Origin of the sequence: Roseovarius sp. SK2, assembly GCF_028807495.1 — a bacterium.
Lineage (GTDB): Bacteria > Pseudomonadota > Alphaproteobacteria > Rhodobacterales > Rhodobacteraceae > Roseovarius > Roseovarius confluentis.
The window spans coordinates 1-22,443 of record NZ_JARAMK010000004.1 but is presented as its reverse complement, the minus strand read 5'-3'; the positions used below and the strand labels follow the sequence as shown (position 1 = coordinate 22,443).

Sequence of the window (22,443 nt, the reverse complement as noted above, 5' to 3'; positions counted from 1 at the left end):
GTTTTTGACGTATTCCGGTGCAAGTTTTTTCGAGACCGGCCAGTTGGTGGGCGTTCTGACGACGCAGCCGCTGGGCCGTGTGCTGGATTACAAGGCGCCGGAAGGCGGGTGTCATCTTGGCGCGTTCGTCGAGGTGCCGCTGGGGCCGCGCAAGGTGCTGGGCGTGGTCTGGGGCGCAGGGGCGGGGGATTATGACATCAGCAAGGTGCGGTCGGTCATTCGCGTGCTGGACGCGGCGCCGATGCGCGAGGAATTGCAGGCGTTCATACGGAAGGCCGCCGATTATACGCTGACGCCGCTGCCCGCGATGCTGCGGCTGGCGACGCGCGCGCCGGGGCTGGGCGATCCGCCGTCGATGCAGAAGATCTATCGCCTGGGCGAGGGGCGGCCAGACCGCGAGACCGAGGCCCGGCGCAAGGTGATCGCCGTGCTGGAGGAGTATGGCGGGCTGGGGTTCACCCTGAAGGAAGTGAGCGACATGGCCGGGGTGACATCCTCGGTCGTGAAGGGGTTGGTGAAACAGGGGGTTGTCCGGGAAGAGGACACGCCGCGGGATGCGCCGTTCCCGAGGCTCGATCCGGCGCGACCGGGGGCGGACCTGACCGAGGATCAGGCGGTGGCGGCGGAGGCATTGAGGGCCGGGCTGCGCGAGGGGGTGTTCGGCACAACGCTGCTGCGCGGCGTGACCGGATCGGGCAAGACGGAAGTGTACCTGGAAGCCGTGGCGGAGTGCATCGCGCACGGCCGCCAGGCGCTGGTACTGTTGCCGGAGATCGCGCTGACCTCGGAGTTTCTGACGCGGGTGCAGGCGCGGTTCGGGGTGAAGCCGGCCGAGTGGCATTCGGGCGTCACCATGACCGAGCGGCGGCGCATCTGGAAGATGGTGGGGCAGGGGCAGTGCCAGCTGGTCGTGGGCGCGCGGTCGGCGCTGTTCCTGCCGTTTCAGGATCTTGGCCTGATCGTCGTCGATGAAGAGCACGACACCTCCTACAAGCAGGAGGACGGGGTTCTTTATAATGCCCGCGACATGGCGGTGCTGCGTGGCAGCCTGTGTGCGGCGCAGGTGGTGCTGGCCTCGGCCACGCCGAGCCTCGAGACATGGGCCAATGCGGAGGCCGGCAAGTACCGGCGGCTGGACCTGACGGCGCGGTTCGGGCCGGCGGTGATGCCGGAGCTGCGCGCGGTGGACATGCGCGACGAGCGGCTGGCCAGCAATGCGTGGGTTTCACCCACCCTACGGGCGGCCGTCGACGCGCGACTGGCAAAGGGCGAGCAGTCGCTGTTGTTCCTCAATCGGCGGGGCTATGCGCCGGTGACGATCTGCCGGGCCTGCGGGCACCAGGTGGGGTGCGATCATTGCGACGCGCGGATGGTGGAGCACCGGTTCCTGAAGCGGCTGGTCTGTCACCAGTGCGGCGAGACCAAGCCGATGCCCGAAGCCTGCCCCGCCTGCGAGGTGGAGGGCAAGCTGGCCGCCGTGGGCCCCGGCGTGGAGCGGATGACGGAAGAGGCGGTGGCGCTGTTCCCCGAAGCGCGGGTGGCGACGCTGTCGTCGGACATGTTCGGGTCTGCCCGGGCGCTGAAGGCGCAGATCGAGGAGATCGCGGCGGGGGGCGCGGATATCATCGTCGGCACGCAACTTGTGGCGAAGGGGCACAATTTCCCGAACCTTACGCTGGTCGGCGTGATCGACGCCGATCTGGGCCTGCAGGGATCGGATCTGCGGGCCGCCGAGCGGACGTTCCAGCTGATGCGGCAGGTGGCGGGGCGCGCGGGGCGGGCCGAGAAGGCGGGGGTGGCGCTGTTGCAGACCTTCCAGCCCGAGCATCCGGTGATCTGGGCGATCCTGACGGGGGATGAGGAAGGGTTCTGGCGGGCCGAGGCCGGGGAGCGGCAGCACGCGGGCGTGCCGCCATTCGGTCGCATGGCCGGGATCATCCTGTCCTCGACCGACATGCAGGAGGCGTTCGATATCGGTAATGCGCTGGCGCGGAACGATGGCCCGATCCGGGCTGTGGGGGCGCAGGTGTTCGGGCCGGCGCCGGCGCCGATTGCCCGCGTGCGGGGGCGGCATCGGGTGCGGCTGCTGGTGAAGGCGCCGAAGGGCGTGGCGTTGCAAGGCGCGCTGGCGCAGTGGATTGCGCCGGTGAAGGGGTCGACCCAGTTCCGGCTGGCGGTGGATATCGATCCGCAGAGTTTCATGTGAGCGTATCGCGGGAGGTCCCGGATCAAGTCCGGGACGGGGTGGGGGCGTTGCGTGGTCCGCGTGGGTTTTCACCCACCCTACGCGGGTTGTGCGCCCACGCCCCGCTGGTCCACCAGGAAATCGGTCATCATCGCACCGATCCACATAGAGAAGAGCGCCAGCCACGCGGTGCCGGCGAAGATCGAGGCCCCCGTGACGCCGTTTCCGATCGAGCAGCCCCCGGCCAGCATCGCGCCGAAGCCCATCATCAGCGCGCCGGTCATCATGCGGCGCATGTTGGCGGCGTCCTCGAACCCCTGGAAGCTGAATTCGCGGTTGACGTACGATGCGAGGAAGGCGCCGAGGAACACGCCCGGCACCAGGCCGATGTCGAAGTTCAGCACCGGGTTGGAGACCAGGAAGAACATCAGCGTATTGGCCGAGGGGCCGCTGAACGTGGCGCTTTCCACCGAGACGGGATCGAAGCTGACCTGCGCCAGCGCGAAGGTCGACACCCACCCCACCGCGACGGCGAAGCCCACGCCGGAGGCGAAGACCAGGCGCGCGGCCCCGATGCGGTTGCGGCGCGAGACAACGAGGGCGAGCAGGGCAAAGGCAAGGCCGATCAGCAGGCCGCTGTAGGCCGGCAGGCCGAGTGTGCTGAGCAGGTCCATGTTGTGGCCGCCCTGGGTGGTCCAGAGCGCGGCCAGTTGCGTGCGCAGGTCCGAGAGCATTCCCGACAGGCTCATTTGCGCCGCGACGGCAAAGACGAGGCCGGTGGTGATGGCCCGCAGGTTGCCGGTGGCCGCGAGCACGAGAAGGCGACCGGGACAGCCGCGCGCCAGCACCATGCCCGCGCCGAAGATCAGCCCGCCGATCACCGCGCCGGACCAGCTGCCGGGGATGGCCATCATGCGGGCGTCCGACGCGCGGAAGAGACCGAGCAGCTGCGCGCCCTGCACCCAGACGACGGCGGTCGAGAAGGTCAGGAACCACACCGCGATGCGGTCGCCCATGCGGCCCCGGGCGAATTCCACCGACGCCGCGCGCAGGCAGAAGCGAGAGCGTTGTGCCGCGACGCCGAAGATCACGCCGGTGAGCAGGCCCAGGAGCGCCGCTGCCTGGGCTTCGCCGATCCATTCCACGAGGGCGAGAACGTCCATGACCCGTGCCTTTCGATTTCAGGCGGTCGTGCCACAGGGGCGGGCCCGCTGCCTTGATCCAGATCAGGCCGCGTATTTTTGCACAGTCGCCTTGCAGTCGAAGCAATGGTCAAAGCGGAAAGATGGGCGTAAAGCATGAGGATGGCGAGGACATACCCCCTTGAACTGGCGCGGGAGCTGCCGATCTGGCGACGGCCCGTGGCGCTGCTGTTCCTGATGGCTGCGGCGATGCCGCTGGCCTTTGCGACGTGGTCGGCGCTGCTCAACAACTTCGTCATCGAGGCGGCGGAGTTCGACGGCTCGGATATCGGTTGGTTGCACACAGTGCGGGAGATCCCCGGATTCCTGGCCATCGGGGTCATCGCCATCATCATTTTCATGCGCGAGCAGACGCTGGCGCTGGTGTCGCTGATCCTGCTGGGCGTGGCGACGGCGATCACCGCGTGGTTTCCCAGCCTTGGCGGTATCCTGACGATCACGATGTTGAGTTCGATCGGGTTTCATTATTTCGAGACGGTGAACCAGTCGTTGCAGTTGCAATGGCTGAAGAAGGAGCGCGCGCCGCAGATGCTGGGCTGGCTGCTGGCCGCCGGGTCGGGCACGACGCTGGTGGCTTACGTGCTGATCGTGATGACGTGGGAGACGCTGGATCTGAGCTACAACACCGTCTACATGATCGCGGGCGGGGCGACGGTACTGATCGCGCTCTATTGTGTCTTCGCGTTTCCGCAATTCGAGGCACCCAACCCGCAGATCAAGAAGATGGTGCTGCGGCGGCGGTACTGGCTGTATTACGCGTTGCAGTTCATGTCGGGGGCGCGGCGGCAGATCTTCATCGTCTTCGCGGGCTTCATGATGGTCGAGAAGTTCGGATTCGAGGTGCACGAGGTTACCGCGCTCTACCTGATCAACCTTGTGGCCAACATGGTGTTCGCGCCGCTGATGGGCCGCGCGGTGCATGTGTTCGGGGAACGGGCGACGCTGCTCTTTGAGTATGCGGGGCTGGCGATCGTGTTCCTGCTCTATGGCGGGCTCTACTTCTTTAGCTGGGGCGTGGTGCTGGCGGCGACGCTTTACGTGGTGGACCACATGCTGTTTGCGCTGGCGCTGGCGCTGAAGACCTATTTCCAGAAGATCGCCGATCCGGGGGATATCGCGCCCACCGCGGCGGTGGCGTTCACGATCAACCATATCGCCGCCGTCTTCCTGCCCGCCGCGCTGGGCTACCTCTGGCTGGTGTCGCCGGTGGCGGTGTTCGTGATGGCCGCCGCGATGGCCGGCGTGTCATTTATCCTTGCGATGCTTATTCCCCGTCACCCCGAACCGGGGTATGAGACGATCCTGACCGCCCGGGCGCCCGCCCCGGCGGAGTGATCTGATCGACAAGGGAGGCTTCATGCCCACATTCACCGCTTTGACGACCCTGCCCGGCAAATCCGAGGCTGAAGCCCTGGGCGAGGCGCTGGAACGTCTGACACCGGAGCCCACGGGCGTCGGCGTGTTCGAGCTGGAGGACGGCTCTGGCCTGTGGGAAGTGGGCGGCTATTTCGAGGCGGAACCGGATGCGGCGGGGCTGGCGCTGCTGGCGTCGATGCACGGTGCCAAGGATTTCATCGTGTCCGAACTGCCGGAAACGGACTGGGTCGCCAAGGTGAAGCGGGAACTGACGCCGGTGGTGGCGGGGCGGTTCTTTGTCTATGGCAGTCACGATGCCGACAAGGTGCCCGAGGATGCGCTGCCGCTTCTGATCGAGGCGTCGATGGCGTTCGGCACCGGGCATCACGGCACGACGCTGGGCTGTCTGAAGGCGCTGGACCGGTTGAACGCGGATCAAGGCCCGCTGGACAGCGTGCTGGATCTGGGCTGCGGCACCGCCGTGCTGGCGATGGCGGCGGCGCGGGTCTGGCCCGACGCGACGATCCTTGCCAGTGACATCGACGCGGTCGCGGTCGAGGTGGCGGAGATCAACGTGGCGGCCAACGATCTTGTGGGCCGGGTGACTTGCCTGGAGGCCGAAGGGCTGGAGCATCCGGGCATTGCCGGGGCGGCGCCGTTCGATCTGGTCTTCGCGAATATCCTGAAAGCGCCCCTGATCGCGCTGGCGCCGGGAATCACCCATGCGCTGAAGCCCGGGGGGTACGTGATTCTATCCGGCATTCTGAATGAACAGGCCGACGAGGTCGCGGCGGTTTATAGCGAGGCCGGAAACAGTGTCGTATCGCGCGAACAGATTGGTGAGTGGACGACGATAATAACCCGCAAAAGTGTTTGAAAACGCTTGTAAAAAAAGTTTTTTAAAGGCAGCTGCCCCACAATTGCCACATTTCAAACCTAGTTTCATCAACAAGGGAACGGGGATGAACAGAGTTTGGGAACGCTGCCATGACCAATGCGACCGACAACTATCAGGGCTTCGATGCCCGTCTGAAAAAGATCGACCGCAACCGGGCTCGACTGGCCAACGGCTATTCCGCCAAGGTGACGCGCGAAGGCCTGATCGTTTTCCGCCCCAAGCCCCGCGCGCGGGGCTTTTCGGTCCGCGGTCTGGCGTTCCTGGTTCTGGGCGTGTTCCTGTTCAAGGCGATGATCCTGGCGCATCTGGGCAGCACGATCTACGACCAGCGCGTTGACGCGCTGAAATCCGGCACCGTGGTCGAACAGGCCGGCGCCTTCGTGATGCAGAAGGACCAGGTGTCCAGCGTGATCGCGCAGTACCTGCGCCCCTTCGTGAAGTAACGTTCCTTTACGTCTGGCCTCTCTGCCCTCCAAAGACGCTTCTCGGAACACGAAAAGCCCTGCACGTTGATCACGTGCAGGGCTTTTTGCTGTCCGGCGCAGGGAGGGGACGCCGGGCGGGGGCGATCCGGGATTAGCGGATCGCGCGTTCGATGTCGCCGCGCGACAGGCCGATATCGTCCAGCTCGCGGTCGGAAAGGCGGCTGAGCGCGTTGCGGGTGACGCGGGCGTCGTTCCAGGCAGAGACGGTTGCGAGGATGCGCGCGAAGATGGAGCCGAAATGGGCGCCGTGGTGCACGCTGCGGGTTGTGTCGATTGCAGCCATTGTCATGGTCCTTGATATAAGTCGGTTCGTTTCTTGTTCTGTGGCTGGAGTTAGGAGGTTCGGCGGAGTCGGACAACACGCATTTTCCGCATAGTCAGTATGCAGGCATTGCATGGGTTGATTTATCTTAACGTCATGTTAATGCTTTATTTTTCCTGTTCATATATTGTGCGGGGAGGGGGCGAGGCGGTGTGATCCGCGCGCGGCGCAGGGCGCGGAAGGGTGGTTTTGCGCGTGGAAGTGCTTGGCGTTTGTTCTTGTTTCGTGCTAGGGCGTTGAAAAACAAGCAAGGGCGGGCAGTGCAGATGCGGGTCATCGGGATCGATCCGGGCCTACGCAACCTCGGGTGGGGCGTGATCGACATGGAAGGCAGCCGCCTGACCCATGTGGCGAACGGGATTTGCCACGGGGACGGGGGCACGCTGGCGGCGCGGCTGTTGTCGCTGCACGGTCAACTTACGGATATCATTGAAAAATATGCGCCCGGCGCGGCGGCGGTGGAGCAGACCTTCGTCAACAAGGACGGGGCCGGCACGCTGAAGCTGGGACAGGCGCGGGGCATCGCGCTGCTGGTGCCGGCGCAGTTCGGGCTGGATGTGGGCGAATACGCCCCCAACACGGTGAAGAAGACGGTGGTGGGCGTGGGCCATGCCGGCAAGGACCAGGTGGCGCACATGGTGCGCGTGCAACTGCCGGGGGTCGAGCTGGCCGGGGCGGACGCCGCCGACGCGCTGGCCATCGCCATCTGTCATGCGCATCACGGGCCTGCACGAGTGCTGAAAGAGAAGGTGCGCGCATGATCGGGCGGATCGCGGGACGCATCGATTACCGCGCCGCCGATCACGTGCTGATTGACGTGAAGGGGGTCGGGTATCTCGTCTATTGCTCGGACCGGACGCTGGCGGCGCTGCCGGGGGCGGGCGAGCATGTGGCGCTATATACCGACCTTCTGGTGCGCGAGGACCTGTTGCAGCTTTATGGCTTCACCTCGCTGGTCGAGAAGGAATGGCACCGCCTGCTGATGAGCGTGCAGGGGATCGGGGCGAAGGCGTCGCTGGCGATCCTGGGCACGCTGGGACCGGATGGCGTGGGCCGGGCGATTGCCTTGGGCGACGTGAACGCGGTGAAGGCGGCTAAGGGGATCGGCCCCAAGACGGCGCAGCGCGTGGTGATCGAACTGAAGGACAAGGCGCCGGAAGTGATGGCGATGGGCGCGAGCGCGTCGGTCGCCGCGCCGGAGGTGGTCGCGGACGAGGGTGAGGTGATCGAGGCGCCGGTGGCAAAGCCCGCGCCCGCCAAGGCCCCGGACGGCGCGGCGCAGGCCGAGGCGCTGTCGGCGCTGACGAACCTCGGATACGGCCCCGGCGAGGCGGCGGGCGCGGTGGCGCAGGCGGCGGGCGAGATGCCCGAGGCGGCGACGGCGGACCTCATTCGCGCCGCGCTGAAGCTGTTGGCGCCGAAGGGATGACAGGCCATGCGCTCATCAGGCCTTGCGGCCTGCCGCGCGGACGTGGGACGATTAATTCATGACCGAGCCTGACCCCACCCTGCGCCCCGAGGCCTTGCCCGAGGATGTGGACCGCGCCTTGCGACCGCAGGCGCTGGCCGATTTCATCGGGCAGGCCGAGGCGCGGGCCAACCTGAAAGTGTTCATCCAGTCGGCCCGGCAGCGCGGCGAGGCGATGGACCACACGCTGTTTCACGGCCCCCCCGGCCTTGGCAAGACGACGCTGGCGCAGATCATGGCGCGCGAACTGGGCGTGGGGTTTCGGATGACCAGCGGCCCAGTTCTGGCCAAGGCGGGCGACCTTGCGGCGATCCTGACGAACCTCGAGGCCAATGACGTTCTGTTCATCGACGAGATCCACCGCCTGAACCCGGCGGTGGAAGAGGTGCTCTACCCCGCGATGGAGGATTTCGAACTGGACCTGGTGATCGGCGAGGGACCGGCGGCGCGGACGGTGCGGATCGAGTTGCAGCCCTTCACGCTGGTGGGGGCGACGACGCGGCTGGGGCTGCTGACGACGCCCTTGCGGGACCGGTTCGGGATACCCACGCGGTTGCAATTCTACACCGAGGAGGAGTTGCACGAGATCGTCACGCGCAACGCGCAGAAGCTGGGTGTGCCCGCCGAGGCGCAGGGCGCGCGGGAGATTGCGCGGCGGGCGCGGGGCACGCCACGGGTGGCGGGTCGGCTCTTGCGGCGCGTGGTGGATTTCGCCGTGGTCGAGGGCGACGGGCGGATCACGCAAGGGTTGGCCGACAATGCGCTGACCCGGCTGGGCGTGGATGGGCTGGGCCTCGATGGGGCCGACCGGCGCTACCTGCGCCTCATTGCCGAGGCCTATCAAGGCGGGCCTGTCGGGATCGAAACGCTGAGTGCCGCGCTGAGCGAGAGTCGCGATGCGCTGGAAGAGGTGATCGAGCCGTTCCTGTTGCAGCAGGGGCTGATCCAGCGCACGCCGCGGGGGCGGATGCTGGCGGCGCGGGCCTGGGCGCATCTGGGGATGGCCGCGCCCAAGGCGGCGGGGTCGGGGGATCTATTCGAACGGTGACACGGGCTGCGCCGTCGGGATTCGAGTATTTTGGGAACAGTTAAAGCCGGGGGCTTTGCCAGGCAGTCGGGCTTTGATAAAGGCGGGCCATGGCTGATCTGATTTCACCCGAAGATGTCGAGGCGCTCTTTACCCGCGCAGATGGCTCATACCTCTTTGCCCGCTGGGGGCGGCCCATCGTGCCGGTGGTGTTCGGCACCGACGACAAGACGCTGGAAACCGTCAAGGGCGCGGTCGAGGCCGTGGTGATGATGGCAGGTCACCAGATGGCCGAGACCGACCCGGAACTGGGCGTGAACCTGATGTTCTTTTTCTTCCGGGAGTGGGACGAGTTGCTGGAGGTGCCGGACATGGACCGGATGATCCCCGACCTTGGCCCGCTGGTGGCGCGGCTGAAGGCGGCGGATGCCAACCAGTACCGGATTTTCCGCTTTGACGAGGCCGGCGCGATTAAGGCCAGCTTCGTCTTCCTGCGCATGGATGAACAATTGTCGAAAGTGCCCGCCGACACGCTGGCGCTGGCGCAGGTGGCGCAGACGATCCTGCTTTGGTCCGACACCGCATACACCGACCGCTCGGTGCTGGCGCAGGCGGGCGAGGGGCAGGTGATCCTGCGGCCCGATATCGGCGCGGTGATCCGGGCGGGGTACGATCCGGTCATGCCCGCCGTGGCGAAGGATGCGAGCCATGCGCTGCGTCTGTGTGCGCGGCTGGGGCAGATGTAGCCGTTGCGGGTCTTTGTTGGTGTCCCGCTGGACGACGCGGCCATCGAGGCGCTCTTGCCGATTCAGGAGGCGCTGCGGCAGGGGCGTCTGGTGGACGAGGAGAACCTTCACCTGACGCTCGCCTTTCTCGACGATCAGCCGGAGGCCGCGCTGGCGGAATTGGACGCGGCGCTGCAAGACATCCGCGTGTCGCCATGGGAGATGGAGTTCACCGGAATCGAGGCGCAGGGCGGGCGGCGTCCGGCGCTCGTCTGGGCCGAAGTGGCCAAGGCGGAGCCGCTGCGGCAGTTGCACGACAAGGTGCGCGGCGCGGCGCGGCTGGCGGGGATCGACCTGCCGCGTGAACGGTTTCGCCCGCATGTCACGCTGGCGCGGTTCCCAAGGTCACGGCCGGTGGACATGGGGCGGCTGACCGCGTTCCTTGGCGCCTATGGCGGGTTCCGCGCGGGGCCGTTCGCGGTGGATCGGTTCTGTCTTTACGGCTCGACCCTGACGCCGGATGGCCCGGTCTACGACGTGCTGGCCGACTACCCGCTGTAGCCGCCGGATCCTCCTCTGGCCAGAAATATCCCGGGGAGCGGTGAGCCGCAGGGTCGCGGTGGGGCAGAGCCCCCTCTTGGGGATTGCCGCCGCCGCCGCCGCGCCGTAGAAGGCTGGCATGGCACACACGTTTCCGATCCGCGTTTATTACGAAGATACCGACATGGCCGGGATCGTCTATTATGCCAATTACCTCAGGTATATAGAGCGCGCGCGCAGCGACTGGGTTCGGGGGCTTGGCATCGACCAGAACGCGATGCGGCGCGACGATGGCGTGGTGTTCGCCGTGCGGCGGGTCGAGGCGGACTATCATCACCCCGCGAAGTTCGACGATGAACTGGAGGTCAGGACGACCGTGACCACGGTCACGGGCGCGCGGCTGGTCATGGACCAGCGGGTCCTGCGCGGCGAGGAACTGGTGTTTTCCGCGCAAGTGACCATCGTCTGCATCAATGACACCGGACATCCGGCGCGGCTACCGGCAAATATCCGCCTGATGCTGCACTGATCACCTGCAATTGACCGCGCGAATGCGGTTGAGGTTGGCTTTCCCCTTGGAAATCGTCTAGTTTCACTCTCAATACGGCCAGACAACAAGGCCCGGACAAGCAAAAGAGCAGGCAGATGGAAGCAGAAACCCTGGCAATGGCACAGGAGATGGATTTCTCGCTGTGGGCGCTATTCGCACGCGCGACGCTGATCGTGAAACTGGTGATGCTGATGCTGATCGTGGCGTCCTTCTGGGCGTGGTCGATCATCATCCAGAAGACGATCACCTATCGCAAGGCGCGCGCCGAGGCGGAACGGTTCGACCGCCGCTTCTGGTCGGGCGAGCCACTGGACGAGCTGTTCGACGAGATCGGGCCGGACCCGGCCGGGCAGTCCGAGCGGGTGTTTGCCGCAGGAATGAGCGAATGGCGGCGGTCGCATCGCACCGACGGCGCGCTGATCGCGGGGGCCACGGCGCGGATCGACCGCAGCATGGACGTGGCGATCGTCAAGGAAAGCGAGAAACTGCAGAGCGGGCTGACCATTTTGGCCTCGATCGGGTCGGTGTCGCCTTTCGTGGGCTTGTTCGGGACGGTCTGGGGGATCATGAACGCCTTCATCGAGATCGCCGAGCAGCAGAATACCAACCTCGCTGTTGTCGCGCCGGGGATCGCCGAGGCGCTCTTGGCGACGGGGCTGGGCCTGCTGGCGGCCATTCCGGCGGTGGTGTTCTACAACAAGCTGAGTGCCGATGCCGACCGCATCGTGGCGAGCTACGAGGCGTTTGCCGACGAGTTCGCAACCATCCTGAGCCGGCAGTTGGACAGCTGACATGGGAGCCGGTGTCGTCCAGAAATCCGGAGATTCAGGCCGCAGGCGCAGAGGGCGCGGGCGGTCGCGCCCGATGGCCGAGATCAACGTCACGCCCTTCGTTGACGTGATGCTGGTGCTTCTGATCATCTTCATGGTGGCCGCGCCGCTGATGACCGTGGGCGTGCCGGTGCAACTGCCCGAGACCGCGGCCAATGCGCTGCCCGGCGAGGAGGAAGAGCCGCTGACCGTGACGCTGACCGCCGAAGGGGTCGTGATGATCCAGACCACAGAGGTGCAGCGCGGCGAGCTGGTGAACCGGCTGCGCGCCATCGCGACGGAGCGTGACAGCACGCGGGTTTTCCTGCGGGCGGACGGGGCGGTGCCCTATTCGGACGTGATGCAGGTGATGGGCGCGCTGAACCGGGGCGGTTTCGCCAATATCGGGCTGGTGACGGATACCGGCGGCCCCACGCTTGACGAGCAGGGCGGCTGAGATGCGGCTGGACACCGGGCAGATCATTTCCGGTGTGGCCCATACGGGCCTGATCGTCTTTGCCATCTTCGGTGGGGCGTTCAAGTCCGAGCCCCTGCCGTTCGAGATCACCGAGGTGACGGCGGTCTCGGAAGAGGAATACGCGGCGATGATCGCCGAGCCGTCGCCGGATGCGGTGGCCAATGTCGACACGCCCGAGCCGCCCGAGGAGGGTCAGACGCCGGAGCTTTCCAGCGAGGCTGACACGGCCCCCGAGCAGGACCAGCCCGAAGTGACCGAAAGCGTCGAGCCGGACCCGGTGCCCGAGGCCGTCGAGCCCGAGCCGATCCCGGTGCCCGAGGCCGAAATCGCAGACGCGCCGCAGGAACCGACGCCGCCTCAGGAAGATACAGCCGTCCTGGCGCCTGAACAGTCGGACCGCCCACAGCCCCGGCCGGCGCCGCGCGTGGCCCCCGAGGCGGTGGAACAGCCTGACCCGGATGTCGAGATCGCAGATGTGGACCAGGAGGCGCCGGAGCCATCCGAGCAGGCCGAGGAGCCGACTCCCGAGCAGGAGGAAACCGCCCGGCAGGAGGCCACGACCGAGATCGTGACCGAGGCCGAAGAGGTGGCGTCCGCCGCGCCGCCGCGCTCGGTACGGCCGCGCACGCGGCCGGAACAGGCGACCCCGGCGGCACAGCCCGACCCGGACCCCGAACCGCGCGACGAGCCCGCACAGCAAGCTGACCCGGAACCGGCGGCGGAGCCCGAAACGGAGCAGGCCACCAGCCCGGACAGCTCGGCCGTGAATGACGCGCTGGCCGAGGCGCTGGGCGCCGACCCCGAACCGCAGGGCAATCCGCAAGGCCCGCCGCTGACGGCCGGAGAAAAGGACGGGTTGCGGGTGGCGGTGCAGGAATGCTGGAACGTGGGCTCGCTGAGTTCCGACGCTCTGGCCACCACGGTAACGGTGGCGGTGTCGATGTCCGAGGATGGCCGCCCGATCACCAACTCGATCCGCATGATCGGCAGCGAGGGGGGTAGCAACTCCTCGGCGCAGCAGGCGTTCGAGGCCGCGCGGCGGGCGATCATCCGCTGCGGCGCGCGGGGATATGACCTGCCGGTCGAGAAGTTCGCGACATGGCGCGAGATCGAGATGACCTTCAACCCGGAGAACATGCGGATCCGATGAAACGGCATGGTATCATTGGTGGGGCGGTGCTGGCGGGTCTTTTCGCCCCGGCGGCGGTGTTCGGGACGCAGGCATCCGACTGGATCGACGGGTTTCGCGAGGACGTACAGCGTTGCTGGAACCCGGCCGAGGGCGGCGCGGTTGTCACCGTAGCGTTCGAGATGAACCGGGATGGCACCGTGGTTGACGACAGCCTGCGCTCAATTCCCCGTGAAATGTCCGACACGGGCTCTTTCATGGCGGCGCGACGTGCCATCCTGAGATGCGGGCGCGACGGGTATGACCTGCCAGCCGAGCAGCATGAGGCGTGGCGCGAGATAGAAATGACATTCGACCCGGTGGTCGAAGGGGAGCAGTGACATGAGAGTATTTCTGGCCCTTGTGGCGATCCTTGCAGGCCTTGCGGCGCCGGTGGTGGCGCAGGAAGAGCGCAGCGGGCCGCTGAGGATCGAGATCACCGAGGGCGTGATCGAGCCGTTGCCCTTTGCCGTACCGAACTTCGTGGCCGAGAGCGCCCAGGCGCAGGAGATGGCGGCCAATATCACGCGGGTGATCGCCGCCGACCTGACCGGCACGGGCCTTTTCCGCGAAATTCCGCAGGATGCGCATATCGCGCGGGTCACCGCGTTTTCCAGCCCGGTGCAATTCGCGGACTGGAAGGCGATCAACGCGCAGGCGCTGATCGTGGGCGGCGTCAATGTGGATGACACCGGAAAGGTCGTCGTGAAGTTCCGGCTGTACGACGTTTTCGCGGGGCAGCAGATGGGCGACGGCCTGCAATTCGTGGGGACCGTGGATGGCTGGCGGCGTATCGCGCACAAGGTGTCGGACCAAGTGTATTCACGGCTGACGGGCGAGGACCCGTATTTCGACAGCCGCGTCGTGTTCGTGTCCGAGACCGGGCCAAAGGATGCGCGGCAGAAGCGGCTGGCGATCATGGATTACGACGGCGCCAATGTGACCTACCTGACGGACAGCGCGTCGATCGTCCTGGCACCACGGTTTTCGCCGGGTGGCGACCGGGTGCTTTACACCAGCTACGAAAGCGGATTTCCCAAGATCTACGTGCTGGACGTGGCGACGGCGGGGCGCAACGTGCTGAATGCCGCCGATGGCGAGATGAGTTTCGCGCCGCGTTTTGCGCCCAACGGTCAGACCATCGTCTACAGCCTGACCACGGGCGGCAACACCGACCTTTATCAGTTGAACATCGGGAGCGGGCAGACTTCGCGCCTGACCACCACGCCGTCGATCGAGACCGCGCCCAGCTTCAGCCCCGATGGCAGCAGGATCGTGTTCGAATCCGACCGCTCGGGCACGCCGCAGCTTTATGTCATGCCGGCGGGCGGCGGCGAGGCGACGCGGATCAGTTTCGGCCAGGGCCGCTATGGCACGCCGGTCTGGTCGCCGCGCGGGGACCTGATTGCCTTTACCAAGCAGTCCAAAGGCCGGTTCCATATCGGCGTGATGCGCACCGATGGCAGCGAGGAGCGCCTGCTGACCGCGTCCTTCCTGGACGAGGGGCCGACATGGGCGCCCAATGGCCGGGTCATCATGTTCACCCGCGAGACCCAGGGCGCCCAGGGGGCGTCGAGCCTGTGGTCGGTGGACATAACCGGGCGCAACCTCAAGCAGGTTCGGACAGAGACCGGGGCGTCGGACCCGTCATGGGGACCGCTGCAGAACTGAGGCCGCAAAAGGGACATGCATCCGTTGCGGGCCTATGATATTAACCAATTCAAGAGCAGCAAAGCATCGAGTGGGGCACTGATATGAAACATCTGAGCAAAGCACTGATCGTGGTGGCGGGGCTGGCGGTAAGCGCCTGCAGCAACCCCGACCGGTTCGGCGACCAATACAACAACGGCGCGGGCAGCAGCGGCACGGCTGGCGGGGTCGCGGGCACCGCGCAGGACCCGCAATCGCCGCTCTATTTCCAGCAGACGATCGGAGACCGCGTGTTGTTCGCGGTGGACCAGTCCACCCTGTCGCCCACGGCGACGGCGACGCTGGACGGTCAGGCGCAATGGCTGGCCACGAACACGGCATACAACGCCATCATCGAAGGTCACGCCGACGAGCAGGGCACGCGGCAATACAACATCGCGCTGGGCGCACGCCGCGCCAACGCGGTGCAGGAATATCTGATTTCGAAAGGCGTCAGCCCGGCGCGTCTGAAGGTTATCAGCTACGGCAAGGAACGCCCGCTGGAGATCTGCAGCGAGGAAGCGTGCTATGCCAAGAACCGCCGGGCCGTGACGGTGATCTCGGCGGTGCCGACAAGCTAGGACGAATGGTGGGGTGAACATGCGTCGTGTGATACTGGGCCTTGTGGTGGCCGCGTTCGGGATGGGGCCGGTTTCGGCCTCGGCCCAGGCCAATACCGAAACCCTGGCGGATATCCGGCAGGAATTGTCGGTGCTGTATGTCGAGTTGCAGAAGCTGAAGCGTGAGCTGAACACCACCGGCGCCAGCGGCAATGCGACCGTGGGCGGCAGCGTGCTCGACCGCGTGAACACAATCGAGTCCGAGTTGCAGCGCCTGACCTCGAAGACCGAGGAGCTGGAGTTTCGCATCGACAGCGTGGTGACCGACGGCACCAACCGCGTGGGCGACCTGGAATTCCGGATCTGCGAGTTGGAGCCGTCCTGCGATATCGGCAGCATCGAGCCCGGCGACACGCTGGGCGGGGTGGCGCCCTCGACCGGCGGCAACGCAGGCAGCACCGGCACGGCTCCGGACCCGGCCCCGGCCCCGGCCACGGACACGACCGGCACCGCCACCACCGGCGGCACCACGGGCACCGAGGGTGGCGTGCAGATGGCCGCTGCCGAGCAGGCCGATTTCGACACGGCCATGGCGGCCTTCGAGGCGGGCGAGTATGCCGCCGCGGCCGAGCAGTTCGAGCGGTTCACGACCAACTATCCCGGCAGCCCGATGGAGGCGCAGGCCGGTCTGAAGCGTGGCGAGGCGCTGGAGCAGGCGAATGACATGACAGGTGCTGCGCGCGCCTATCTGAATACGTTCAGCACGGCGCCGGACGGCCCGCAGGCGCCGCAGGCGCTGTTCCTGCTGGGCCGGTCGCTGGGGGCGCTGGGCCAGACCAACGAGGCTTGCCTGACCTTGGGGGAGGTGGCGCAACGCTTTCCGCAATCGCCCGCGGTGGGGCAGGCGGCCTCGGCGATGCAGAACCTTGGGTGTTCGTGAACGGCCCGACGGCGCATATTCTTGATCAGTTCGTGGCGACATTCGGGAATGCCCGGCCCAAGCGGCTGGGCATTGCCGTTTCGGGGGGCAGCGATTCGCTTGGGCTGCTACTGCTGGCCCGGCAATGGGCCGCGCAGGGCGGGCCAGAACCTTACGCGGTGACGGTGGACCACGGTCTGCGCGCAGCGTCGCGCGACGAAGCGGCGGGCGTGGCAGCGCTGTGTGCCCGACTGGGCGTTGCGCACAAGACGCTGGAATGGCGGGGCTGGGACGGTGCGGGAAACCTGCCCGACCAGGCGCGGCGCGCGCGGTACGGCCTGATCGCGGACTGGGCCGAGGCGGGACAGATCACCGACGTGGCGCTGGGGCATACGTTGAACGACGTGGCCGAGACATTCGTCATGCGACTGATGCGCGAGGCGGGTGTCGACGGGCTGGCGGCAATGGCGCCAAGCTGGCGGCAGGGTACGGTGGAGTTCCGCCGCCCGCTGTTGCAGGTGTCGCGGGCCGAGATGCGCAGGGTGGTGGAGCGCGAGGGGCTGGCTTGGGTCGACGACCCGACCAACGAGGACGAGGCCTTTGAACGGGCGCGGGTGCGCAAGGCGCTGGCGGCGCTGGAAGACCTTGGCGTGACCGCGCGGGGACTGGGCAACGTTGCCGGACATCTGGGCGAGGTGCGCAGCACGCTGTATTGGTATGTTTTCCTGGCGGCGCGCAACCATGTGAGTTTCGACCGGGGCGACGTGATGGTCGACCGCAAGGGGTTCCGGACGCTGCCGCGCGACATCTGCCGCCGCATGGTGCAGGAGATCCTGCGTTGGATCAGCGGCGCGGACTACGTTCCGCGCGGCAAGGCGGTCGCCCTGATGCTGGAGGCGATCCGTGGTGGCAACGGCATGACGTTGCACGGCGTCATGATGAGCGTGGAAACGGATCATCTGCGGTTCGCGCGCGAGCCAAAGGCGGTGGCGCAGACGCGGGCCGCGCCCGGCGAGGCGTGGGACGGACGTTGGCAGCTGGACGGTCCGTGGCCCGATGGGGCAGAGGTGGCCACGCTGGGCGAGGCAGGTCTGGCGCACTGCCAAGAGCGGCTGCAGCCAGGTTTGCCACGGTCGTCGCTCCTGGCCAGTCCGGCGGTCTGGCGGGGCGGTCATTTGGTCGCGGCGCCGCTTGCGGGGTTTGCAGAGGGCTGGACGGCAACACTTTTGCGGGATGAAGACATGTTCTTTGCCAGCATCCTTGCGCATTGAACATCGCTTAACGATCTCTATTTATCATACACGGGCCCTGTGGTAGGTCAGGCCCGGCATCACGTGAGGAGAAAGCCCTTGGGCAACGCGAGAAACTTCGCCTTTTGGTTGGTCCTGTTCCTGTTGATTATGGCGCTGTTCAGCCTGTTCAACGGATCCGGTAACACATTGCAGAGCCAGGCAATTCCCTATTCGGAATTCGTCGCGGCGGTCGAGGACGGCGAGGTGTCCGAGGTCACGCTGGATGGCGAAAACGTGCGTTTCCGGGGCGAGGACGGCAACAATTACTCGACCATCAAGCCCGAAGATGCCGAGGTGACGTCCCTGCTTTTGGAGCGGGATATCCCGATCAAGGCGGAATCGCAGGAGCAATCCGGGTTTCAGACCTTCCTGATCTCGCTTCTGCCTTTCGTGCTGCTGATCGGTGTGTGGATCTATTTCATGAACCGCATGCAGGGCGGCGGCAAGGGCGGCGCCATGGGCTTTGGCAAGTCCAAGGCCAAGATGTTGACCGAAAAGCATGGCCGCGTGACGTTTGACGACGTGGCCGGCATCGACGAGGCCAAGGAAGAGTTGGAAGAGATCGTCGAGTTCCTGCGCAACCCGCAGAAATTCAGCCGCCTCGGCGGCAAGATCCCCAAAGGCGCGCTGCTGGTCGGCCCTCCGGGCACCGGTAAGACGCTGCTGGCCCGCGCCATTGCGGGCGAGGCGGGCGTGCCGTTCTTCACCATTTCGGGTTCGGACTTCGTCGAGATGTTCGTGGGTGTCGGCGCGTCCCGCGTGCGCGACATGTTCGAACAGGCGAAGAAGAACGCGCCCTGCATCGTCTTCATCGACGAGATCGACGCGGTGGGCCGGCATCGTGGCGCCGGCTATGGCGGCGGCAATGACGAGCGGGAACAGACCCTCAACCAGCTGCTGGTCGAGATGGACGGGTTCGAGGCCAATGAAGGCGTCATCATCGTCGCGGCCACCAACCGCAAGGACGTGCTGGACCCCGCGCTGCTGCGACCGGGCCGGTTCGACCGGCAGGTGACGGTGCCCAATCCCGACATCAAGGGCCGCGAGAAGATTCTGGGCGTTCACGCCCGCAAGACTCCGCTGGGCCCCGACGTGGACCTGCGCATCATCGCGCGCGGCACGCCCGGTTTCTCGGGGGCGGACCTCGCCAACCTGGTGAATGAGGCGGCGCTGATGGCCGCGCGTGTGGGTCGGCGGTTCGTGTCGATGGTGGATTTCGAACAGGCCAAGGACAAGGTCATGATGGGCGCCGAGCGGCGATCCATGGTGCTGACGCCCGAGCAGAAGGAAAAGACCGCCTATCACGAGGCCGGTCACGCCATCGTGGGCCTTGCCCTGCCGCAATGCGATCCGGTCTACAAGGCGACGATCATCCCGCGCGGCGGTGCCTTGGGCATGGTGGTCAGCCTGCCCGAGATCGACCGGCTGAACTGGCACAAGTCTGAATGCGAGGAAAAGCTGGCCATGACCATGGCCGGCAAGGCAGCCGAGATCATCAAGTACGGCCCCGACGCGGTGTCGAACGGCCCTGCCGGCGACATCCAGCAGGCATCTTCGCTGGCCCGCGCGATGGTCCTGCGCTGGGGCATGTCGGACAAGGTCGGCAATGTCGATTACGAGCAGGCGCATGAAGGCTACATGGGCAACAGCGCCGGCGGCTTCTCGATCTCGGCTCACACGAAAGAGCTGATCGAGGACGAGGTCAAGCGCATGATCGACGACGCCTACCAGCGGGCCCATGACATCCTGACTGACAAGCATGACGAATGGGAGCGTCTGGCGCAGGGTCTGCTGGAATACGAGACCCTGACCGGCGAAGAGATCGAGCGCGTGATCAACGGCGATCCGCCCGAGGCGGATGACGACCAGGGCGGCACGCCTCAGAAGGATGACAAACCGTCCCTGACGGCCATTCCGAAGACCAAGCCGAAGTCGACACCGCCGGACGGCGGCATGGAGCCGGAACCGACAGCGTGACGATGACGACCAACGCGAAGACCGACTGGAACCCGGGCGCCTATGCCCGGTTCCACGACCTCCGCCAGCGCCCGGGCCTGGACCTGGTGAACACGATCAGCAGCATGGGCGCGGGCGACATCTATGACCTTGGCTGTGGCAACGGTGCCTTGGGCGATGCGCTGCGGGCGCGGGCCGGCAACCGCAAGGTAATCGGGGTCGATGCCAGCCCCGCGATGCTTGAAAAAGCCCGCGCCGCCAAGGGATATGACAGTTTCAGCCAGGCCGACATCGCGGAGTGGACGCCGTCGCGGACGCCCGGACTGATCTTTTCCAACGCCGCGCTGCACTGGGTGGGCAATCACGAGCAATTGCTGCCCCGGCTGGTGCGGATGCTGTCCAAAGGCGGTACGCTGGCGGTACAGATGCCGCACCAGAACAAGGCACCGTCGCACCGCGTGTGGCTGAGCCTGGTCGAGGAAATGTTCCCGGGCCGTGTCGAGAAGATGGGCACCCCCGGCGTCATGGCCCCGGTGAAATACGACGAGCTTTTGTCCGGCATGGGCCAGTTCCGGCTGTGGGAAACCGAGTATTACCAGCGCCTGATGGCCGAACCGGGCAGCCACCCGGTGCGCCGCTTCACTGAAAGCACCTATGCCCGCCCCGTGCTGGAGGCGTTGGCCGAGGACGAGAAGGCGGCGCTGATCAAGCGCTACGAGGAAGCGATGCACGCGGCGTACCCGGTGCGCGCGGATGGCTCTGTCCTGTTCCCGTTCCGCCGGATTTTCTTTACTTTATCGGTCTGAGCGCGGGCGTTTTCTTTCAAAAGAAAACGGGACGGAATTTTGAAAAATTCCGGGCCGCGCGTGGCACTGTCAGACATCGTTTCGCGCGGCGTAATAGCGCATGGCCGCGTCCAGCAGGCGAAGTCCGGTGTCGAACGCGGTAAGCTGCATATCGTGGACGGAATCGGGTCGTCCCGTGGGCAGGTCCGCCGTGACGCTGTCGGCCAGGGCCAGCCGCGTGGCGCCATTGTGAAACATCTTGATGCACTCCATGACCACGTCACCGTTGGGCGGTTCTTCAAGCACCTCGTTCATCAGGTCCAGCACGTCGTCGGATATGCAGAGCGTCCGATACATCAGGCCGACCGCGTTGCGTTCCGCCATGTGCAGGTTTTTGAATGCGGGAGCGTTGCGCCAGACACACGGGATTTGCGCGCCGAGCGCCTGCAGTCTTTGCACCGCGTAAGGCAACAGGAAAAGCTGCGTGTCGTTGTCGATGAACCGACCCGAGATCAGGGTCTCGCGGCCGCGATTGTAAGCCTCGTCCAGTGTCAGGCCGCGGTTGAACCGGGCCAGCATCTCTGCGGCGGATTCCCCCGGCAGTGCGCGGGGCGCGGGCATCGACCGGGCCCACGCCCAGCCGTCGCGCAGGCCGCGCATATGCTCGGACATCACCGACCTGTCGTGCTTGAGCGCGCTGTCGAACTCCGCCTGCGTGCCCTTGGCCGCCAGCGTGGCCATCAGCAGGATGTGCCGGTGCTCGGGGCCGAGCGCGTCGAGGTCTTGTGCCCCGGCCTTCTCGCGCACGTCCTCGAACAGCTCGTAGACCTGCACCGCCATCCAGTCTGTCTCGCTGACACCTGGATAGTGCCGGCGGTTCGTGGCAGTGGTCGGGATCGTGCCGTGCTTGACCAGCGCGATGGTCCGGATCTCGGCATGGAATGTCTTGACCGACTGCCAGGCCGTATCGGACATCGCGTGCCGTTTCTTCCTAAAGAGAGTAAAGCCCATGACTGTCTTTCCCACTGTGAGTCTGGCCAAGTCTACGCATCGACCTTGACCGGTTTCAGGCGAAAGGGTGACATGATAGGAAAGCCGCGTGGGCCATTTTGTCACCACGCATCTTCCCAAGTCCGTCTTCGCCGCGGGACAAGAGCCAAGAAGGGATGACATGCCTGCCTTGATACCCACCGCCCATTATGCCGACATCACCTGGATCGGGTGCGTTACCGACCAGGAGAGCGACATCCGCTCGGCCCCGCTTGGCCAAGTGGATCTGACTTGGGACGGCGTGCCCGGCGAGTTTCACGGCGGGCGCACGCGTCCGTCTTGTGTTCGGGTAAAGGACCAGCACGCGGAAGGCACCGAGATTGCCAATGTGCGGCAACTGTCCGTCGTGTCGGCCGAGGAGATGGCGGCGATCGCCGAGGAGATCGGGATCGACGCCTTGCGCCCCGAATGGCTGGGCGCGTCGCTGGTGCTGAAAGGCATCGACGACTTCAGCCGCCTGCCGCCCTCGTCGCGCTTGCAGACCGACAGTGGCACGGCGCTGATCGTCGACATGGAGAACCGGCCCTGCATCTGGCCGGCCAAGGAGTTGGAGAAGGATCATCCGGGTCTTGGCAAGCTGTTCAAGCCCGCGGCGGCGCACCGGCGGGGGGTCACGGCCTGGGTCGAACGGCCCGGACCATTGCGCGTGGGAGACCGGATGCGCCTGCACGTGCCGGACCAGCGGCCCTGGTTGCATCTGGAGGGATGCCTGAGCGGCAAGTCCTTCTGAGCGCGAGATGTTTCCGATGTGAAACGCGGGCGCGACAGGCTGCCGCATCAGCCCCCGGAAATGTCGGATTCCTGACCGGTTGACGGCGCCCGACTTTGTATGGCTGTCCCGGAAGCATCATCGCTTATGTCCAAAGGGAAGACACAATGAGCCACAAATCAGACATCGAGATTGCGCGTGCGGCGTCGAAGAAGCCGATCCAGGAGATTGGCGACAAGCTTGGGATCCCGGGCGAACATCTGCTGCCCT

Annotated in this window: 24 protein-coding genes; 21 read left to right on the top strand and 3 right to left on the bottom strand. The window is 66.0% G+C overall.

Annotation, left to right across the window (positions count from 1 at the left end):
• The first annotated feature begins 4 nt into the window (after positions 1-4).
• A complete protein-coding gene (locus PVV74_RS09275) occupies positions 5-2,206 on the top strand; it encodes a primosomal protein N' (protein ID WP_274592973.1) in 2,202 nt (733 codons plus the stop codon).
• 77 nt (positions 2,207-2,283) lie between these two features.
• Here the strand turns inward: PVV74_RS09275 and PVV74_RS09270 are convergent, their stop codons facing one another.
• Complete coding sequence (locus PVV74_RS09270; protein WP_274592972.1) at positions 2,284-3,348, bottom strand: YeeE/YedE family protein; 1,065 nt, start codon at positions 3,346-3,348, stop codon at positions 2,284-2,286.
• Positions 3,349-3,489: 141 nt separating this feature from the next.
• Between PVV74_RS09270 and PVV74_RS09265 the strand changes: the two genes are divergently transcribed.
• The 3 genes from PVV74_RS09265 (at position 3,490) to PVV74_RS09255 (ending at position 6,084) form a co-directional block, all read left to right on the top strand.
• Positions 3,490-4,722: an MFS transporter gene (locus tag PVV74_RS09265; protein WP_103763401.1), complete on the top strand. Its 1,233-nt coding sequence runs from the start codon at positions 3,490-3,492 to the stop codon at positions 4,720-4,722.
• Positions 4,723-4,744: 22 nt separating this feature from the next.
• The gene (locus PVV74_RS09260) at positions 4,745-5,620 is read left to right on the top strand and encodes a 50S ribosomal protein L11 methyltransferase (protein ID WP_103763402.1); all 876 of its coding nucleotides are present in this window, start codon (positions 4,745-4,747) and stop codon (positions 5,618-5,620) included.
• Between the two features lie 110 nt (positions 5,621-5,730).
• Positions 5,731-6,084 carry a hypothetical protein gene (locus PVV74_RS09255; RefSeq protein ID WP_103763403.1) on the top strand — a complete coding sequence of 118 codons (354 nt, stop codon included), beginning with the start codon at positions 5,731-5,733 and terminating at the stop codon, positions 6,082-6,084.
• Between the two features lie 133 nt (positions 6,085-6,217).
• Here PVV74_RS09255 and PVV74_RS09250 read toward each other — a convergent pair whose 3' ends face one another.
• Entirely contained in the window at positions 6,218-6,409 is a 192-nt protein-coding gene (locus PVV74_RS09250; RefSeq protein ID WP_103763404.1) for a DUF1127 domain-containing protein, read from the bottom strand.
• A 305-nt stretch (positions 6,410-6,714) separates the two neighbouring features.
• Between PVV74_RS09250 and ruvC the strand changes: the two genes are divergently transcribed.
• The 16 genes from ruvC to PVV74_RS09170 all read left to right on the top strand — a co-directional run bounded on the left by ruvC (position 6,715) and on the right by PVV74_RS09170 (position 20,435).
• Positions 6,715-7,209 carry a crossover junction endodeoxyribonuclease RuvC gene (ruvC, locus tag PVV74_RS09245; RefSeq protein WP_103763405.1) on the top strand — a complete coding sequence of 165 codons (495 nt, stop codon included), beginning with the start codon at positions 6,715-6,717 and terminating at the stop codon, positions 7,207-7,209.
• A complete protein-coding gene (ruvA, locus tag PVV74_RS09240; RefSeq protein WP_103763406.1) occupies positions 7,206-7,877 on the top strand; it encodes a Holliday junction branch migration protein RuvA in 672 nt (223 codons plus the stop codon). The genes ruvC and ruvA overlap by 4 nt, the downstream gene beginning before the upstream one ends.
• Before the next feature lie 58 nt (positions 7,878-7,935).
• Positions 7,936-8,964, top strand: a complete 1,029-nt coding sequence (gene ruvB / locus PVV74_RS09235; protein WP_103763407.1) for a Holliday junction branch migration DNA helicase RuvB — start codon at positions 7,936-7,938, stop codon at positions 8,962-8,964.
• 89 nt (positions 8,965-9,053) lie between these two features.
• Positions 9,054-9,689 (top strand): hypothetical protein, encoded by a 636-nt coding sequence (locus tag PVV74_RS09230; protein ID WP_211286140.1) that lies wholly within the window; start codon positions 9,054-9,056, stop codon positions 9,687-9,689.
• 3 nt (positions 9,690-9,692) lie between these two features.
• The gene (gene thpR, locus PVV74_RS09225) at positions 9,693-10,229 is read left to right on the top strand and encodes an RNA 2',3'-cyclic phosphodiesterase (RefSeq protein ID WP_103763408.1); all 537 of its coding nucleotides are present in this window, start codon (positions 9,693-9,695) and stop codon (positions 10,227-10,229) included.
• A gap of 118 nt (positions 10,230-10,347) precedes the next feature.
• Complete coding sequence (ybgC, locus tag PVV74_RS09220) at positions 10,348-10,737, top strand: tol-pal system-associated acyl-CoA thioesterase (protein WP_103763409.1); 390 nt, start codon at positions 10,348-10,350, stop codon at positions 10,735-10,737.
• A gap of 116 nt (positions 10,738-10,853) precedes the next feature.
• Positions 10,854-11,549 (top strand): protein TolQ, encoded by a 696-nt coding sequence (tolQ, locus tag PVV74_RS09215; protein WP_103763410.1) that lies wholly within the window; start codon positions 10,854-10,856, stop codon positions 11,547-11,549.
• A gap of 1 nt (position 11,550) precedes the next feature.
• Positions 11,551-12,024: a protein TolR gene (tolR, locus tag PVV74_RS09210; RefSeq protein ID WP_222449233.1), complete on the top strand. Its 474-nt coding sequence runs from the start codon at positions 11,551-11,553 to the stop codon at positions 12,022-12,024.
• A gap of 1 nt (position 12,025) precedes the next feature.
• A complete protein-coding gene (locus tag PVV74_RS09205; RefSeq protein WP_338020420.1) occupies positions 12,026-13,195 on the top strand; it encodes an energy transducer TonB in 1,170 nt (389 codons plus the stop codon).
• Positions 13,192-13,554, top strand: a complete 363-nt coding sequence (locus PVV74_RS09200) for a hypothetical protein (RefSeq protein WP_274592971.1) — start codon at positions 13,192-13,194, stop codon at positions 13,552-13,554. Before PVV74_RS09205 ends, PVV74_RS09200 begins: the two co-directional genes overlap by 4 nt.
• A gap of 1 nt (position 13,555) precedes the next feature.
• Positions 13,556-14,884, top strand: coding sequence for a Tol-Pal system beta propeller repeat protein TolB (gene tolB, locus PVV74_RS09195; protein ID WP_103763413.1), 1,329 nt, complete (start codon positions 13,556-13,558; stop codon positions 14,882-14,884).
• 83 nt (positions 14,885-14,967) lie between these two features.
• Positions 14,968-15,483 (top strand): peptidoglycan-associated lipoprotein Pal, encoded by a 516-nt coding sequence (gene pal / locus PVV74_RS09190; RefSeq protein ID WP_274592970.1) that lies wholly within the window; start codon positions 14,968-14,970, stop codon positions 15,481-15,483.
• Between the two features lie 19 nt (positions 15,484-15,502).
• Positions 15,503-16,402, top strand: a complete 900-nt coding sequence (gene ybgF, locus PVV74_RS09185) for a tol-pal system protein YbgF (protein ID WP_274592969.1) — start codon at positions 15,503-15,505, stop codon at positions 16,400-16,402.
• Positions 16,393-17,652 (top strand): tRNA lysidine(34) synthetase TilS, encoded by a 1,260-nt coding sequence (gene tilS / locus PVV74_RS09180; RefSeq protein ID WP_274592968.1) that lies wholly within the window; start codon positions 16,393-16,395, stop codon positions 17,650-17,652. Before ybgF ends, tilS begins: the two co-directional genes overlap by 10 nt.
• 78 nt (positions 17,653-17,730) lie before the next feature.
• A complete protein-coding gene (ftsH, locus tag PVV74_RS09175) occupies positions 17,731-19,650 on the top strand; it encodes an ATP-dependent zinc metalloprotease FtsH (protein WP_103763415.1) in 1,920 nt (639 codons plus the stop codon).
• A gap of 2 nt (positions 19,651-19,652) precedes the next feature.
• The gene (locus PVV74_RS09170) at positions 19,653-20,435 is read left to right on the top strand and encodes a methyltransferase domain-containing protein (protein WP_103763416.1); all 783 of its coding nucleotides are present in this window, start codon (positions 19,653-19,655) and stop codon (positions 20,433-20,435) included.
• Between the two features lie 69 nt (positions 20,436-20,504).
• Here the strand turns inward: PVV74_RS09170 and PVV74_RS09165 are convergent, their stop codons facing one another.
• The gene (locus PVV74_RS09165) at positions 20,505-21,389 is read right to left on the bottom strand and encodes a hypothetical protein (protein ID WP_274592967.1); all 885 of its coding nucleotides are present in this window, start codon (positions 21,387-21,389) and stop codon (positions 20,505-20,507) included.
• Positions 21,390-21,585: 196 nt separating this feature from the next.
• Between PVV74_RS09165 and PVV74_RS09160 the strand changes: the two genes are divergently transcribed.
• A complete protein-coding gene (locus tag PVV74_RS09160; protein ID WP_274592966.1) occupies positions 21,586-22,194 on the top strand; it encodes an MOSC domain-containing protein in 609 nt (202 codons plus the stop codon).
• Positions 22,195-22,443 lie beyond the last annotated feature (249 nt).

Bases quoted from the DNA above. Each gene is read 5' to 3' on its own strand.
- PVV74_RS09270 (WP_274592972.1), bottom strand. From the start codon at position 3,348: ATGGACGTTCTCGCCCTCGTGGAATGGATCGGCGAAGCCCAGGCAGCG.
- PVV74_RS09265 (WP_103763401.1), top strand. From the start codon at position 3,490: ATGGCGAGGACATACCCCCTTGAACTGGCGCGGGAGCTGCCGATCTGG.
- PVV74_RS09260 (WP_103763402.1), top strand. From the start codon at position 4,745: ATGCCCACATTCACCGCTTTGACGACCCTGCCCGGCAAATCCGAGGCT.
- PVV74_RS09255 (WP_103763403.1), top strand. From the start codon at position 5,731: ATGACCAATGCGACCGACAACTATCAGGGCTTCGATGCCCGTCTGAAA.
- PVV74_RS09250 (WP_103763404.1), bottom strand. From the start codon at position 6,409: ATGGCTGCAATCGACACAACCCGCAGCGTGCACCACGGCGCCCATTTC.
- ruvC (WP_103763405.1), top strand. From the start codon at position 6,715: ATGCGGGTCATCGGGATCGATCCGGGCCTACGCAACCTCGGGTGGGGC.
- ruvA (WP_103763406.1), top strand. From the start codon at position 7,206: ATGATCGGGCGGATCGCGGGACGCATCGATTACCGCGCCGCCGATCAC.
- ruvB (WP_103763407.1), top strand. From the start codon at position 7,936: ATGACCGAGCCTGACCCCACCCTGCGCCCCGAGGCCTTGCCCGAGGAT.
- PVV74_RS09230 (WP_211286140.1), top strand. From the start codon at position 9,054: ATGGCTGATCTGATTTCACCCGAAGATGTCGAGGCGCTCTTTACCCGC.
- ybgC (WP_103763409.1), top strand. From the start codon at position 10,348: ATGGCACACACGTTTCCGATCCGCGTTTATTACGAAGATACCGACATG.
- tolQ (WP_103763410.1), top strand. From the start codon at position 10,854: ATGGAAGCAGAAACCCTGGCAATGGCACAGGAGATGGATTTCTCGCTG.
- tolR (WP_222449233.1), top strand. From the start codon at position 11,551: ATGGGAGCCGGTGTCGTCCAGAAATCCGGAGATTCAGGCCGCAGGCGC.
- PVV74_RS09205 (WP_338020420.1), top strand. From the start codon at position 12,026: ATGCGGCTGGACACCGGGCAGATCATTTCCGGTGTGGCCCATACGGGC.
- PVV74_RS09200 (WP_274592971.1), top strand. From the start codon at position 13,192: ATGAAACGGCATGGTATCATTGGTGGGGCGGTGCTGGCGGGTCTTTTC.
- tolB (WP_103763413.1), top strand. From the start codon at position 13,556: ATGAGAGTATTTCTGGCCCTTGTGGCGATCCTTGCAGGCCTTGCGGCG.
- pal (WP_274592970.1), top strand. From the start codon at position 14,968: ATGAAACATCTGAGCAAAGCACTGATCGTGGTGGCGGGGCTGGCGGTA.
- ybgF (WP_274592969.1), top strand. From the start codon at position 15,503: ATGCGTCGTGTGATACTGGGCCTTGTGGTGGCCGCGTTCGGGATGGGG.
- PVV74_RS09170 (WP_103763416.1), top strand. From the start codon at position 19,653: ATGACGACCAACGCGAAGACCGACTGGAACCCGGGCGCCTATGCCCGG.
- PVV74_RS09165 (WP_274592967.1), bottom strand. From the start codon at position 21,389: ATGTCCGATACGGCCTGGCAGTCGGTCAAGACATTCCATGCCGAGATC.
- PVV74_RS09160 (WP_274592966.1), top strand. From the start codon at position 21,586: ATGCCTGCCTTGATACCCACCGCCCATTATGCCGACATCACCTGGATC.